The 13894-nt window shown below is 68.5% G+C and carries 10 protein-coding genes; 3 read left to right on the top strand and 7 right to left on the bottom strand.

All coding sequences use genetic code 11. The annotated features are described in order from the left end of the window. The first annotated feature begins 48 nt into the window (after nucleotides 1-48). The gene (locus tag L3Q65_RS36505; protein WP_237597708.1) at nucleotides 49-5259 is read left to right on the top strand and encodes an RHS repeat-associated core domain-containing protein; all 5211 of its coding nucleotides are present in this window, start codon (nucleotides 49-51) and stop codon (nucleotides 5257-5259) included. A gap of 43 nt (nucleotides 5260-5302) precedes the next feature. Here the strand turns inward: L3Q65_RS36505 and L3Q65_RS36500 are convergent, their stop codons facing one another. From L3Q65_RS36500 to L3Q65_RS36485, 4 genes are read right to left on the bottom strand one after another with little or no spacing between them, the layout of a single operon-like run. Beyond that, nucleotides 5303-5719 (bottom strand): carboxymuconolactone decarboxylase family protein, encoded by a 417-nt coding sequence (locus L3Q65_RS36500; protein WP_182893571.1) that lies wholly within the window; start codon nucleotides 5717-5719, stop codon nucleotides 5303-5305. Further along, complete coding sequence (locus tag L3Q65_RS36495; protein WP_182893570.1) at nucleotides 5716-6180, bottom strand: MerR family transcriptional regulator; 465 nt, start codon at nucleotides 6178-6180, stop codon at nucleotides 5716-5718. The genes L3Q65_RS36500 and L3Q65_RS36495 overlap by 4 nt, the downstream gene beginning before the upstream one ends. 41 nt (nucleotides 6181-6221) lie before the next feature. Continuing rightward, nucleotides 6222-7481, bottom strand: a complete 1260-nt coding sequence (locus tag L3Q65_RS36490; protein ID WP_237597707.1) for an MFS transporter — start codon at nucleotides 7479-7481, stop codon at nucleotides 6222-6224. Then, entirely contained in the window at nucleotides 7474-8796 is a 1323-nt protein-coding gene (locus L3Q65_RS36485; RefSeq protein WP_182893568.1) for a GH1 family beta-glucosidase, read from the bottom strand. Before L3Q65_RS36485 ends, L3Q65_RS36490 begins: the two co-directional genes overlap by 8 nt. 114 nt (nucleotides 8797-8910) lie before the next feature. Here L3Q65_RS36485 and L3Q65_RS36480 point away from each other — a divergent pair, with 114 nt between their 5' ends. Further along, nucleotides 8911-9570, top strand: coding sequence for a TetR/AcrR family transcriptional regulator (locus tag L3Q65_RS36480; RefSeq protein ID WP_182893567.1), 660 nt, complete (start codon nucleotides 8911-8913; stop codon nucleotides 9568-9570). A 101-nt stretch (nucleotides 9571-9671) separates the two neighbouring features. Here L3Q65_RS36480 and L3Q65_RS36475 read toward each other — a convergent pair whose 3' ends face one another. Then, nucleotides 9672-10859 (bottom strand): amino acid deaminase/aldolase, encoded by a 1188-nt coding sequence (locus L3Q65_RS36475; RefSeq protein WP_182893566.1) that lies wholly within the window; start codon nucleotides 10857-10859, stop codon nucleotides 9672-9674. 99 nt (nucleotides 10860-10958) lie between these two features. On the opposite strand from L3Q65_RS36475, the gene L3Q65_RS36470 reads away from it, so the two are divergent. Beyond that, a complete protein-coding gene (locus tag L3Q65_RS36470) occupies nucleotides 10959-12260 on the top strand; it encodes a D-arabinono-1,4-lactone oxidase (RefSeq protein ID WP_237597706.1) in 1302 nt (433 codons plus the stop codon). Here the strand turns inward: L3Q65_RS36470 and L3Q65_RS36465 are convergent, their stop codons facing one another. Continuing rightward, nucleotides 12261-13205: a ribose-phosphate pyrophosphokinase gene (locus L3Q65_RS36465; RefSeq protein WP_182893564.1), complete on the bottom strand. Its 945-nt coding sequence runs from the start codon at nucleotides 13203-13205 to the stop codon at nucleotides 12261-12263. Beyond that, nucleotides 13205-13855, bottom strand: a complete 651-nt coding sequence (locus L3Q65_RS36460; RefSeq protein ID WP_182893563.1) for an SDR family oxidoreductase — start codon at nucleotides 13853-13855, stop codon at nucleotides 13205-13207. Before L3Q65_RS36460 ends, L3Q65_RS36465 begins: the two co-directional genes overlap by 1 nt. Nucleotides 13856-13894: the final 39 nt, after the last annotated feature.

The following is a 13894-nucleotide window of genomic DNA, read 5'->3' as shown; positions in this document are numbered from 1 at the left end:
TTCGGCTGCGCGCCCAAGAGATGGTGTTGAGCGTGGAGAAGGGCCGGCATGTCGAATCCTTTGGTGGCCGAAAAGAAGGACTCGACCTCGGCGATCTCCGGCATCTCGATCCTCGAGGCCGGAAAGGGCCTCAAGGACGGCATCGAGTCCGGCGACTGGGCAGCGACCGTGATGGGCGCGGTCGGGGTCGGCATGGAAGCGCTCGCCGCGGTGATGGACCCGTTCGGCGCGATCCTCGCCGCGGGCGTCGGCTGGCTGATCGAGCACGTCGGCCCGCTCAAGGAAGCGCTCGACAAACTGGCCGGCGACCCGGATCAGGTCCACGCGTACTCCGAAACCTGGAAGAACGTCGCCAAAGAAGTCGGCTCGGTCTCGCAGGATCTGGCCGCACAGGTCAAAAAGGACATTGAGTCGTGGGAGGGCGGCAGCGCCGACGCGTATCGCAAACAGGCCGAGGAGGTCGCCAAGACCCTGGAAGGCGCCGCGAAGGCCTGCGAGGGCGCGGGCAGCGGGGTGAAGACCGCGGGCGAGGTTGTCGGCGCGGTGCGGATGCTGGTGCGCGACATCATCGCCCAGGTGGTGGCGCACCTGATCTCGTGGGCGCTGCAGGTGCTGTTCACCCTCGGCATCGGGATGGCCTGGGTGGTGCCGCAGGTGGTCAATCTGGTGGCCAAGACCGCCAAGCAGATCGCCGAACTGGTCAAGAACCTCACCAAGGCGCTCAAGGAACTCGGCAAGCTGCTCACCAAGGCGCGCGGCCTGTTCGACGATGTCGCCAAGTCGATGAAGGGCATCAAGTCCGGCGGCAAGGACGCCACGCACACGCCGAAGGACATCAAATCAGGCGGCGGCTCCACCAAGCCGTCCAGCGCGAAGGACACCCCGAACGAAAAGGGCGGCGGCAGTGGCGGCGGCGAGAAACCGCCGCCTGTCAAGGACGAGTCCACCAACACCTCCGGCGCGCACGACGGCCCGGGCGAAAACAAGGGCGGCGGGAACCACGAGCCGCCGCCGCGCGAACCCGGCAAAGACGAGGGCAACGGCGGATCCGGCGGCGAAGCGGGCAAAACCGACCGCGGCGGGAACGAGTCGAACACCGGGCCGGCAGGCGGCACCGAGACGTCCGGCGCGAAGAAGCAGAGCGACCCCGAGCCGGAATGCAAGACCGACCCGGTCGTCATCTCCAGCGGCGAGGTGCTCGTCGAGGACTTCGATCTCGAACTGGCGCACCTGCTGGTGCGGCGGACACATCGCTCGTCCTACCGCACCGGGCGCTGGTTCGGCCCGACGTGGGCGTCCACTGTGGACCAGCGGCTGGAGTTCGGCGAGGAATACGTCCGGTACTACGGGCCGGAAGGCGTCATCCTCTACTACCCGATGCCCGCCGGGGACGAGCCGGTGCTGCCGATCGAGGGCGCGCGCTGGCCGCTGACCCGGCACGCCGACGGCAGCTGCGCCATCGACCAGGTGCGCCCGGACCGGACGATGCGGTTTTCCGGCGAGGGCAAGACATTGCCGCTGCGCTCGATCGAGGACGCCGACGGATCGTGGACCGAACTGTCCTATGCGGACACCGGCGCGCCCGCGCTGCTCACGCATTCGAGCGGGGTCCAGGTCGGCTTCCGCACGAACGGGCACCGGATCACCGAACTGCGGGTGATCGGAGCCGGCCCGGCTCCGGACGTCGTCGTGCGCGGCTATCGCTACAACTACCAGGGCCATCTCTCCGAGGTCGTCAACTCCTCGGGGACGGCGAAGCGCTACACCTACGACCCCGACGGCAGGGTCACGACCTGGGAAGACCGCAACGGCGTCAGCTACCGCTACGTCTACGACGCCGAAGGCCGGTGCGTGCGCACCGCGGGCGCGCAAGGCTTCTACAACGGCGCGTTCGAGTACAACCCCGCCGCCCGCATCACCCGGTTCACCGATTCCCTCGGCCACGTCTCGGAGTACGAGTACAACGCGGAGGGCCGTCCGGTCCGGGAGACCGACCCGCTGGGCAACGTGACGCTCTCCGAATGGGATCGCTACGGCAATCTGCTCCGCCGGGTCGACCCGCTCGGCCGGGTCACCGAGTACACCTACGCCGACGACGGCACACCGCTCACCATCGCCCGCCCCGACGGCAGCCTCGCCGAACTGGAGCACGACGGCACCGAACTGGCCGCGATCACAGTGCACGGCAACGGCCTGCGCTGGCAGCGCCGGTACGACCAGCCCGGCTCCGCACTCGAGTTGCCCGAGTTCTTCGCGAGCGAGCCCGAGCCGGACGACCCCGCTGCGGAACTGGACCAGTTCGGCAGGCCGCGTTCGACGCCCGAGGCAGGCGGCGGACGGACGCAGCTGGGCTGGACGGTCGACGGCAAACCCGCCTCGCGGATCGGGGTGCGCCGCGAGCGCGCGACGTGGCGGTATGACCGCGAGGGCAACGAAATCGAGCACGTCGACGAACTCGGCCGGGTGACCCGGCGGGAGTACGGCCCGTTCGACGTGGTCACCGCGGTCGTGGACCCGTCCGGCGCGCGCACCAGCTACACCTACGACACCGAGCTCCGGCTGACCTCGGTCACCGATCCGTTGAACCGCACCTGGACCTACACCTACGACCCGCTCGGCAGGCTGGTCGCGCAGACCGATTTCGACGGCCGGACCCGCACCTACGCCTACGACGCGGCCGGGCAGCCGATCCGGGTGACCGAGCCGGACGGTTCGGTCACCGAGAACGAGTACGACCTGCTCGGCAACCGAATCGAGGTCCGCAGTCCGCACCGCACCGTGCGCTACGCCTACGACCCGGTCGGCAACGTCGTGCGGGTCGAGTCCGCGGATTCCGTGGTGGAGTTCGACCGCGATCTGTACGGCCGGGTCGTCCGCGAGGCGATCGACGGCGTCGAGGTGCACTTCTCCTACGACGAGCAAGGCCAGACGATCCGCCGCCGCACACCGTCGGGCGCGGAAAGCGTGTGGCGGTTCGACGAGGAAGACCGGCCGGTTTCGCTGACCACGGCGGGACACACCGTGCGCTACCGGCTGGACGACGAGGGCCGCGTGCTCGCCCGCGACACCGACGGGATCAGCACCCTGCAGCAGGTGTTCGGCCCGCGCGGGCTAGTCACCGCGCAGCAGGTTTCCCGTGGAACAACGCCGGTGCAGCGGCGCGGACTCGAGTACTACGCGGACGGCAGCCTGGCCGCGGTGCAGGACAGCCTTTCCGGGAAAACCGCCTTCGCGCGGGACCCGGCCGGACGCGTGGTCACGGTGTCTTCCCCGGCAGGCAGGGAAGAACTGCGCTACAACCCGGCTGGCGAACTGACAGCCTGGTCGGGCAGCCCTGGCCTGTCCGCCGACTACGACTCCCTCGGCCGCCGGATCCGGCACCGCGAGGTGCATCCGGGCGGCGTGCGGGTGTGGGAGTACGCCTGGACCGGCGACCTGCTCACCGGCCTGCGCACACCGGACGGCGCCCAGTGGCGCTACCGGTACGACCCGCTCGGCCGCCGGATCGCCAAGGAACGGCTGCTGGCCGACGGTTCCGTCGCCGAATCGACCCGGTTCGTGTGGGATGGCTTCGTGCTCATCGAGCAGGTGCACACCGACCAGGCTGGAGTGCGCCGGACGACCACCTGGGAACGCAGACCGGGCAGCGACGAACCGGTCACTCAACTCGAACGCGGCCCGGGCGGCGACCGGTTCGCGTCCGTCGTCACCGACGCCATTGGCACGCCGACCGACCTGATCGACGAGCACGGCGGCCTCGCCTGGACCGCGCGTCGTTCGCTGTGGGGCCGGGTGCGGCCCGGCGGCATCCCGCTGCAGTTCCCCGGCCAGTACGCCGACGCGGAATCCGGCCTGCACTACAACGTTTTCCGCTACTACGACCCAGCCGCCGCGCGCTACCTCAGCCAGGACCCGCTCGGGCTGGAGGGCGGGCCGAACCCGGTCGCCTACGTCCCCGACCCGTTCGCCGCCTACGATCCGCTCGGCCTCGAAGGCTGCGGAAAGGGCAAAGGCAAGGCGACGGATCCGCCGCCCGCGGACTCCACGGCCAAGCACAACGCCGGCAACGGCGGCGGAAGCAGCAAGTCCGCCGCCGCCGACGGCGGCAAGGGCAAAAACAAGCGCAAACGCGACGACAAGGACGACGGTTCCGGCGGCTCCGACGGCAAGTCGAAGGCGAAGAAAAAGAAGGACGAGGACGTCTGGGACCGGATGGCGTGGAACTCAGACGCCAAGAACGCGCGCAAGAACCAGACCGGTGACAAAAACGATCCGTTCCACAAGGCCGGAAGCGATGTGGCGCAGCGGCACATCATCTCGTTCCAGAAGATGCGGGACGGACTGAAGAACTGGGTACACGAGCAGCCGGTCGACAAGCAAAGCGCGCTGACCAAGAAATACGGCGAGGACGAACTGCCGAAGCTGCACAACCAGCCCAAGAACCTGCCGCTCGGCCCGCAGCACACCAATGCCGGGATCGGCGGCGTTTCGACCCGGATCGGCAACATCGAGGACGGGATCGCGGGCAAGCTCAAGGTCGACAAGAACGAGAACATCAAGACCGAGAACCCGAAGTGGCCGAGCGATTCGCTGGACAAGAGCGGCGGCTACAAGCACAAGGACCACCCGGATCTCGACAAGAACTGGCGTCCGATCGGCCAGCAAGCGGACCGCATCACCGACCCCAAGCAGATGAACCAGGCCACCCGGGACATCGGCGACAGCGCGGACTTCGACTGGCCCGGCGGCAAGAAGGAAGAATTCGAGAAGTGGCACAAGTCCTTCCTCGAATTCACCGATCTCAAGGAAAACCCGAAGAACTACACCGAAAAAGACGTGGACGACATCATCAAGCGGTTCCACGATCTGCCCTCGCCGTCTGGGCGGCATCCCACGATCGACGAGTACAACAAGGCTCCGGACGGGCATCCCTACCGGCTCGACGACAACGGCAAGCCGATCGACGTCGACTCCGACCCGCATAAGGACTGGAAGCGCCCGGACAAGCCGCTGGACGGAAACTCGATGCGCACCGAATGGGGCAACCGGAACGAGCAGGGCATCGGGCCGACCAAGAAGGACTGGGACGACCTCGAAAACGGGAAGTACGACCCGAAGGAGTGGAGCGACCCCGAAAAGAAGAAGTACCTGGACGAGGTCGGCGAGCCCAGCAAACAGGACGTGCGGGACGCCGCCGCGGAGGCGAAAGCCAAGTCCGACAAGATGGCGGACGACGCGCGGAAAAACCGCGGCTGGTGACCTCCGGAGCCCGGCAAGAGAACCGAGCCGGGCTCCGCGGGCGTCAGGCGGTTTCCTCCGCGTCGCGCGCGGCGAACACCTCGCGCGCGGCGAAGGTGGCGTTCAACGCTCGCGGGAACCCCGCGTAAACCGCCGAGTGCATGAGCGCCTCGGTGATTTCCTCGCGGCTGAGCCCGACGTTCAGCGCCGCGCCGATGTGCACCTTGAGCTGCGGTTCGCAGCCGCCGAGCGCGGTCAGCACGCCGAGGGTGACGAGCTGGCGGCTGCGCGGGTCGAGGCCGGGCCGGTCGTACATGTCGCCGAAGGCGAACGCGGCCACGTGGTGTCCGAGGGCGGGGTTGATGTCGGCGAGGGAGTCGATGACGGCTTCGCCCTGGTGGCCGTCGATGCGGGACAGCACGTCGAGCCCGTGCTTGCGGCGGGCGAGGTTTTCCGGGCTGTCGACGTCGTGCTGGATCACGGCAGGGGGCCTTCCTGGTAAGTGGCGATCTTGTATTCGGTGGCGGCGAGGGAAAGCTGCAGCTGAGCGATCTGCGCGCGCAGCGTGTCGCGGTGTTCCAGGAGCATTTCGCGTCGTTCGGGCACGGTTTCCGCGCCGGAATCGACCAGCTCGATGTAGCGGCGCAGGTCGCTGATCGACATGCCCGACACGCGCATCCGCGTCAGGAACACCAGCCGGCGCACCGACGCGGCGTCGTAAACGCGATGCCCGGCGCTGTCCCGGGCGACCTGGACCAGCCCGATCCGCTCGTAGTACCGCAGCGTGTGCGGGTTCAGCCCGAGGTGTTGCGCGGTGGTGGCGATGTCCCACTCGTTCGCGTCATCGTCCCGGGCCAGTTCCCGCAGCGCTTCGACCGACACCGTGCCCGGCGGGTCGACCGCCAGGCGCAGCGCCTCGGTCAGCGCGTCTTCCTTCTCCATGCCGAAGACGCTAAGCCTGTGAGCGCGCTCAAACGCAAGCGCTAACCCACCGATCGCACCCGAGTCACCAAAACCCCGGCCAGCAACGTCGCCACCGCGGACGCCGCGAACAGTCCCGGATACCCGCCCAGCCACTGCAGGATCAACGTCGTGAGCAGCGGCGCGACCACCTGCGGCAGGGAGTTCGCGATGTTGACCACGCCGAGGTCCTTGGCCCGGTTCTGCGCCGCGGGCAGCACCTGCGTCAGCATCGCCAGCGCCACCGCCATGTACGTCCCGAACCCGACTCCCAGCAGCGGCGACGCCACGAGCGCCACCGGCCAGCTCTGCCAGATCACCAGCAGCAACGCGGCCAGCGCCATGATCGCCGCCGAGCCGAGGACGTACGGCTTGCGGTTGCCGGACTTGTCCGAGAAGTGCCCGGCCAGCACCGCGCCGATCACCAAGGCCACGCCGTACAGGCCCATCATGATCAGCAGTCCGCTGTCCGGATCCGGGTAGTGCACCGCGTCCTTGAGGAAGAACAGCAGGTAGAGCGTGCCGAAGGCATTGCCGAGGTTGATCATGAAGTGACAGGCCCACGCCCACGCGAAATCCGGATGCCGCCGCGGCGAGACCCACAGGTCGGCGAGGATCTCTCGGATCCGCCCGCTCGGCCGGAGCTCCAGCGGCAGCCGCGCGTCCGGCGTGCGCAGCACGAACGCCGCCGCACCGGCGAGCACGATCGCGGCGCAGGCCGCGTAGCCGAGCGGCAGCCCGGCGAGGTCGAGCATCACCACGACCACCACCGCGCCGAGCACGGTGCCGAGCATCTGCGCGATGCCGACCAGCCCGCCGACCTGCGCGCGCTGCCCGACCGGAACCCGGTCGGCGATGCCGGACATCAGCGTCGCGAGCATGCCGTTGAGCCCGGCCTGCACGAGACACCAGCCGATCGTCATCACGACGACGTTCGGGGCCTCGGCCAGCACCAGCAGGCCGGCCGCGCCGATCGCGCCGCCCGCGATCGTCCACGGATGCCGCCTGCCGAACCGCGAGCAGGTGCGGTCCGAGAGCAGGCCGATCGCCGGGTTCGCGACGAGCGCGACGGCCGCGCCGATGCCGGTCACGATGCCGAAGACGGTTTCCTTGCGCGCGGCGTCGAGCAGTTCGGCCTGCTGGGGCAGCAAGACCTGGATCGGCGCGTAAATGCCCAGCCACAGCGCGATGTTCGCGAGGAACAGCAGCGTCATCCACCCGGCGCGGACGCGCTTGACCGGCTCGGCGAAAACGTCCGGGACAGCGGCGGCGGTGTCACTCATGGCGGACCAGCTTCCGGTACCAGGCGAAGGAATCCTTGGGCGTGCGGCGTTGCGTCTCGTAATCCACGTGCACGAGCCCGAACCGCGGCGCGTAGCCCTTGGACCATTCGAAGTTGTCCAGCAGCGACCAGACGAAGTATCCGCGCACGTCGACGCCGGCATCCATCGCTTCGCGCAGCGCTTGCAGGTGGCTGGCGAGGAATTCGATGCGTTCGGGATCGGGAACGCTGCCGTCGGCGGCGGGTTCGTCGGCGAAACTGCAGCCGTTCTCGGTGATCTGGACCGGCGGCAGGTGTTCGCGGTAGCGCTCGTGGAAGGACACCAGCAGATCGCGCAACGCCTGCGGGACGATCGGCGAATCGTTGGTGGTCATCGGATAACCCTCGATCGGGCGCAGTTCGAACGGCAGCGGGTTGCCCTGCCCGGGTGCGGTCACGCCTTGGGGTTCGTAGTAGTTGACGCCGTAGAAATCGAGCGGCTGGGCGATCGTGGGCAGGTCGTCGGCGAAGTTCTCCGGCAGATGCGGGTGGACCTGCTCGGGGTAGCTGCCGAGCAGCATCGGGTCGGCGAAGGTGCGGTTGATCAGCGCGTCGAGCCAGTCGGCGGCTTCGCGGTCGGCGGGCGTGTCGTGGTCCGGCCAGATCGGCGAGTGGTTGTTCGCGGTGCCGATTCCGGTCGCGCCGGCCGCACGCAGCGCCTGCACGGCCAGTCCGTGCGCGAGGTTTTGGTGATGCGCGGTGGGGAGCGCGTCGAGCAGCAGGAACTGGCCGGGCGCGTACTCGCCGATGCCGTATCCGTAGATCGACATGACCATCGGCTCGTTGAGCGGGATCCAGAGTTTCGCCCGATCGGCGAAATGCTCCCCCACGATCGTGGCGTATTCGGCGAAGCGGAAGGCGGTGTCGCGGGACCGCCAGCCGCCCGCGTCCTCGATCGCCTGCGGCGTGTCCCAGTGGTACAGCGTGATCGCCGGGGCGATTCCGGCCGCGCAGACCTCGTCGATCAGCTTGTCGTAGAAGGCAAGTCCCTCCGCGTTGGGCTTGCCGGTGCCATCGGGCTGGATGCGCGGCCACGCGATCGACATCCGGTAGGCGCCGACGCCGAGTTCCGCCATCAGGGCGATGTCCTCGGAGTAGCGGTGGTAGTGGTCGGCCGCTACCTTGGCGTCCTCGCCCCGGGCGATCTTGCCTTCGGCGGCGGTGAACGTGTCCCAGATGGACGGTCCGCGACCGCCTTCGGCCGTCGCCCCCTCGATCTGGAACGCCGAGGTCGAGACACCCCACAGGAAGTCGGGCGGGAAGGTCGGATGGTCCACGCTGAGCACCCCTTGCCTTCGGACACCCTCGCGGGTGAACGTGAAAAGTTCTCATATGTTAGGTCGTCACTCGTCTCGGGGGAAGCCCCGCGGGGCGCTAAAGTCCCAGATCAGATGAGTGAATCGCGAGAGACTCCGAGGAACGACGTGGCCGAGACCCAGGCTGAACCCACACCGCTGCGGCGAAAGCCGGTTCAGCAACGCAGCGCCCGGCGGGTGGAACAGATGCTGGACGCGAGCGCCGTGCTCATTGACGAGGTGGGCTACGACGCGCTCACCACCACGCTGATCGCCAAACGCGCGGGCGTCGCGGTGGGGTCGCTCTACCAGTTCTTCCCGGACAAACGCGCGGTCGTGCAGGCGCTGACGCAGCGGAACCTGGAACGGTTCGTGGCCGCGGTGAACGAACGGCTGCAGCAGCTGAGCCCCGAGCACTGGTGGAACATCGTCGACTCGGTGCTCGACATCTACCTGCAGATGCACCGCGAGGTGCCGGGGTTCTCGAAGGTCCACTTCGGAGACGTGATCGACGTCCGGCTGCTGGCTGACGACCGCGACAACAACTCGGTCATCGCGGACTCGCTGGTCGAAATCCTGCGCGGGCACGTCGACCGGCCCGCCGACGAACTCCGGTTCGCCATCGCGATCGCCAACGAGACGGCGGACGCGCTGCTGAAACTCGCCTTCCGCCGCGACCCGAACGGGGACGAGCGGATCGTCGCCGAGGCCAAGCACGTGGTGAAGGGTTACCTGGCAAGCAAATTCGGCGACTGACCGCTTCCCCAATGTGGCGTTGGGTGCGCCCCACGCACCCAAAGTGGCGTTCGGTGCGTCGCATGCACCCAATGCCACATTGGGGCGCTCGGGGCCCGCGCTCAGCCGAAGTTCTGCCCCTCGCCGCGGTAAGTCGGGACGGTTCGTTCCACCTGACTGCCGCGGACGAGGTGGTAGGCCAGGAATCGTTCGGCCAATTCCCCGGCTTTCGCGTGCCGCAGCCAGACCCGGTCGCCGAGCCGCAGCGTGCGCGCGGCCTCGCCGGTCACTGGGGTCTGCACTTCGCCGGCACCTTCGAAACCCAGCAGGCGCAAGCCTTCCGGCAGATACGGCGACGGTTCGCGCGACGGACCGGTCGGTCCGGAGGCGATGTAGCCGCCGGAGTACAGCGTCGCGACATTCTTCGCCGGACGGCGCACCACCGGCAGCGCGAACAACGCGGCGGGCCGCGGCTGGAAGTGCGAATAGCCGTCGAACAGCGTCGGGGCGAGGAATCCGGACCCGGCCGCGATCTCGGTGACCACGTCCTCCGCGCCGGTGGTCTCGATGCTTCCGGTGCCGCCGCCGTTGACGAACTCCAGGTCGGCGACCTCGCGCACGGCCCGCACCGCCGCACCTCGGCGACGGGCGAGTTCGGCCGCGGAACGGTGTTGCATCCAGCCGATCACGCGGTTTTGCAGGCCTTTTCCGGCGGCGTCGCCGAGTCCGGCGATTTGGCCTTCGTACGCCATCATCCCGACCAACTGGAAACCCGGCCGCGTAACTATCCGGCGGGCGATCGCGACGGCTTGCGCCGGTTTGAACACCGGCGAACGTCGGGTGCCGACGTGTACCCCGGGCAGCGGACGCCAGGACGCGTCGAGTTCGAGGCACACGCGGATGTCCGGGTGGCCATGGCCGAGCGCGGCGTCGACGAGATCGAGGTGCTCGGTCGAATCGACCATGATCGTGACCGCCGCGCGAGCGCGTTCGCTCGCCGCCAGCCGGCGGAGCGCTTCGTGGTCCGCGGTCGGGTACGCGACCACGATGTCGTCGGAAGTGCCCAGCTCAGCGTGCCAAACGGCCTCGGCGAGCGAGTAGCACATCAGGCCTTCGAAACCGTCTCGCGCGAGCGCCCGCTCCAGCAGCGCACGGCAGCGCACGGACTTGCTGACCACCCGGATCGGCTTGCCCGCGGCCCGGCGCAGCAGGTCGTCGGCGTTGGCGTCGAAGGCGTCCAGGTCGACGATCGCGAGCGGCGGATCCAGGTCCTTCGTCGCGAGGTCGTACCCGTGCGCTGAGGTGGTCACGCACTTACGGTACGACAACAACGCTTGAAACGCGAATACTATTCACTTACGGTTTCGGCATCTATCGTGGGAACCTTCCAGCGAAGAACAGGTGCCGCAATGACGTGGAGCAACTGGGCCGGAACGGCCAAGGCCACCCCGCAACGGGTGCACCGGCCGCGCAGCACGGCCGAGATCGCCGAGGTCGTGGCCGGGGTCGCCGAGGCGGGGCACCGCGTCCGCGCGCTCGGCAGCGGGCATTCGTTCACCGCGATCGCCGCCGCCGATTCCGACGCGCTCGACCTCACCGCCTGGACCGGCATCGAACGTGCCGACCTCGAAACGCAGCAGGTCACGGTCCGTTCCGGCACCACCCTCCGCACTCTCAACGCGGCGCTGGACGCGCTCGGGCTCGCCATGACGAACCTCGGCGACATCGACGCACAGACCATCGCCGGCGCGATTTCCACCGGCACGCACGGCACCGGTGCGCGGTTCGGCGGCATCTCGACGCAGATCGTCGCGCTGGAACTGGTGCTCGCGGACGGTTCAGTGGCCCGCTGCTCGGCCGACGAGCGTCCGGAGTTGTTCCACGCCGCCCGCGTCGGCCTTGGCGCACTGGGCGTCATCAACACCGTGACTCTCCAATGTGAACCGTCCTTTGTGCTCTCCGCGCAGGAACGCCCGGAGCCGCTGGAACAGGTTCTCGAAGGTTTCGACGACAACGCGGCGAACAACGATCACTTCGAGTTCTACTGGTTTCCCTACGGCAGCAAGGCCTTGGTGAAGCGCAACAACCGCCTGCCGCTGCACGCCGAGCGGAAACCGTTGTCCCGCTTGCGACAGTTCGTGGACTACGAGCTCACCGAGAACGTCGCGTTCGGCGGGCTCTGCCGGCTCGGCCGTGCGGTGCCGAAACTGGTGCGGCCGCTCGGCGCGTTCGCGTCACAGGTGTCGTCCCCGCGCGAGTACAGCGACCTTTCGCACCGCGTTTTCGTTACCCATCGCGGCGTGCGGTTCGTGGAGTCGGAGTACGCGGTCCCGCGCGAATCAGTGCTCGACGTGCTGGCCGAGCTGCGCGGGGTGGTGCCGCGGCTGAAAGACCCGGTGGCGTTCCCGGTCGAGGTGCGCGTCGCCGCGGCAGACGACATCTGGCTGTCCACCGCGAACGGCCGCGACTCCGCGTACATCGCGATCCACCAGTTCCTCGGCATGCCCTACCGCGAGTACTTCTCCGCGTTCGAGAACCTCGTGGGCCAGGTCGGCGGGCGGCCGCACTGGGGCAAGATGCACGACCTCGACGCGTCCGTGCTGCGCACCCGCTATCCGCACTTCGACGATTTCCTGCGGATCCGCAAGGAATGCGACCCGGCCGGGACGTTCACGAACACCTATCTCGACCGGGTCCTCGGCAGCGTCTGATCAGTTCGGCTCGAACAGCGAGCTGACCGACTCTCCGTTGTGGATTCGCCGCATCGCCTCGGCCAGCGCCGGGGCGATGGACAGGATCCGCAGTTTCTCCGTGCGTTCCTCGGCGGGCACCGGCACGGTGTTCGTGCAGACGATCTCCAGCACGTCCTCCTGGCTGCCGATCCGCTTGAGCGCGCCGTCGGCGAACAGCCCGTGCGTGCAGGCCACCCGGATCGTCCGCGCGCCCATTTCCCGGAGCCGGTCCAGCAGTTCCAGCACCGTGCTGCCGCGCGCGATCTCGTCGTCCAGCACGATGATGTCGCGGCCGGCGATCTCGCCGATCACCGATGTGATCTCGACCCGGTCGTCGGCGAACCGCTGTTTCGCGCCCGCCGCGACCTTCGCGCCGAGCAGCCGGGCGAAATGCGCGGCTTCCTTGGCGTTGCCCAAATCCGGCGACACGACCGTGGTTTCCGAGAGGTCGTACTGCCGGAAGTACCGCGCCAGCTCGTGCAGTGCGTGCAGATGGTCGACCGGCACGCTGAAGAATCCGTGCACCTGCGGTGAGTGCAGCGTCATGGTGAGCACGCGGTTCGCGCCCGCGGTGACCATCAGATCGGCGACCAGCCTGCCGCCGATGGAGATCCGCGGCGCGTCCTTTTTGTCCGAACGCGCGTACGAATAGTGCGGCATCACCACAGTGGTGCGCGCGGCCGAGGCGCCGCGGGCCGCGTCGAGCATCAGCAGCAGCTCGACCAGGTGCTCCTGCACCGGTTTGACCAGCGGCTGGATCAGGAAGACGTCCCGCTCGCGGCAGTTGGCCTGGAGCTGGACCTGGAGACAGTCGTTGGCGAATCGGTCGATCTCCACCGGGAGCAGCGGAACGCCGAGGTTGGCGCAGATTTCCTCGGCGAGTTCGGGGTGCGCGCTGCCGCTGAAAACCGCGATGTCGCGCATCAGATCCGGGACAGCGCGTCGGCGATGGAATCGTCGCCGGAGACCAGCTCCAGCGTGCGCCGGGCCGTGGCCGGAGTGTCGAGCAGGGCCAGCAGCACCGCGGCGACGTCCTCGCGCGGGATCTCCCCGCTTCCGACCTTGTCCGCGATCTTCACCTGGCCGGTTCCGGAATCGTTGGTCAGCCGACCGGGGCGCAAGATCGTCCAGTCGAGGTCGCGGGCCTTGAGGTCTTCCTCGGCGGCGCGCTTGGCCCGCAGGTAAGCGGCGAAAACCGGCTCGAAGCCGGGGTCGTCCGCCTTGTCCGCGTTGATCGAACCGACCTGGATGAACCGGCGGACGCCCGCCCGCTCGGCGGCGTCGGCGAACAGCACGGCCGCGCCGCGGTCGACGGTGTCTTTGCGCCCCTCGCCGCTGCCCGGGCCCGCCCCGGCGGAGAACACCGCGGCGTCCGCGCCCTCGAGCACCTTGGCGACAGCGTCCACATCGGACTTCTCAAGGTCGAGCACGACGGTCTCGGCACCGACGGCCGTGAGGTCGGCTTCGTGATCGGGGTTGCGCACGATGCCGACCGGCGCGTCGTGCCGCTGCGCGAGCAGCTTTTCCAGGTGCAGGGCGATCTGGCCGTGTCCGCCAGCAATGACGACTCGCATGAGCCCGACTCTATCGCCGCGCGAACACCGTCGCCGGTG

The sequence above is a fragment of the Amycolatopsis sp. FU40 genome, from assembly GCF_021903635.1.
GTDB classification, from domain to species: domain Bacteria; phylum Actinomycetota; class Actinomycetes; order Mycobacteriales; family Pseudonocardiaceae; genus Amycolatopsis; species Amycolatopsis dendrobii.
This window is presented reverse-complemented; position numbering and strand designations above follow the sequence as displayed.

Bases quoted from the DNA above. Each gene is read 5' to 3' on its own strand.
- L3Q65_RS36505 (WP_237597708.1), top strand. From the start codon at position 49: ATGTCGAATCCTTTGGTGGCCGAAAAGAAGGACTCGACCTCGGCGATC.
- L3Q65_RS36460 (WP_182893563.1), bottom strand. From the start codon at position 13,855: ATGCGAGTCGTCATTGCTGGCGGACACGGCCAGATCGCCCTGCACCTG.
- L3Q65_RS36470 (WP_237597706.1), top strand. From the start codon at position 10,959: ATGACGTGGAGCAACTGGGCCGGAACGGCCAAGGCCACCCCGCAACGG.
- L3Q65_RS36490 (WP_237597707.1), bottom strand. From the start codon at position 7,481: ATGAGTGACACCGCCGCCGCTGTCCCGGACGTTTTCGCCGAGCCGGTC.
- L3Q65_RS36465 (WP_182893564.1), bottom strand. From the start codon at position 13,205: ATGCGCGACATCGCGGTTTTCAGCGGCAGCGCGCACCCCGAACTCGCC.
- L3Q65_RS36480 (WP_182893567.1), top strand. From the start codon at position 8,911: ATGAGTGAATCGCGAGAGACTCCGAGGAACGACGTGGCCGAGACCCAG.
- L3Q65_RS36495 (WP_182893570.1), bottom strand. From the start codon at position 6,180: ATGGAGAAGGAAGACGCGCTGACCGAGGCGCTGCGCCTGGCGGTCGAC.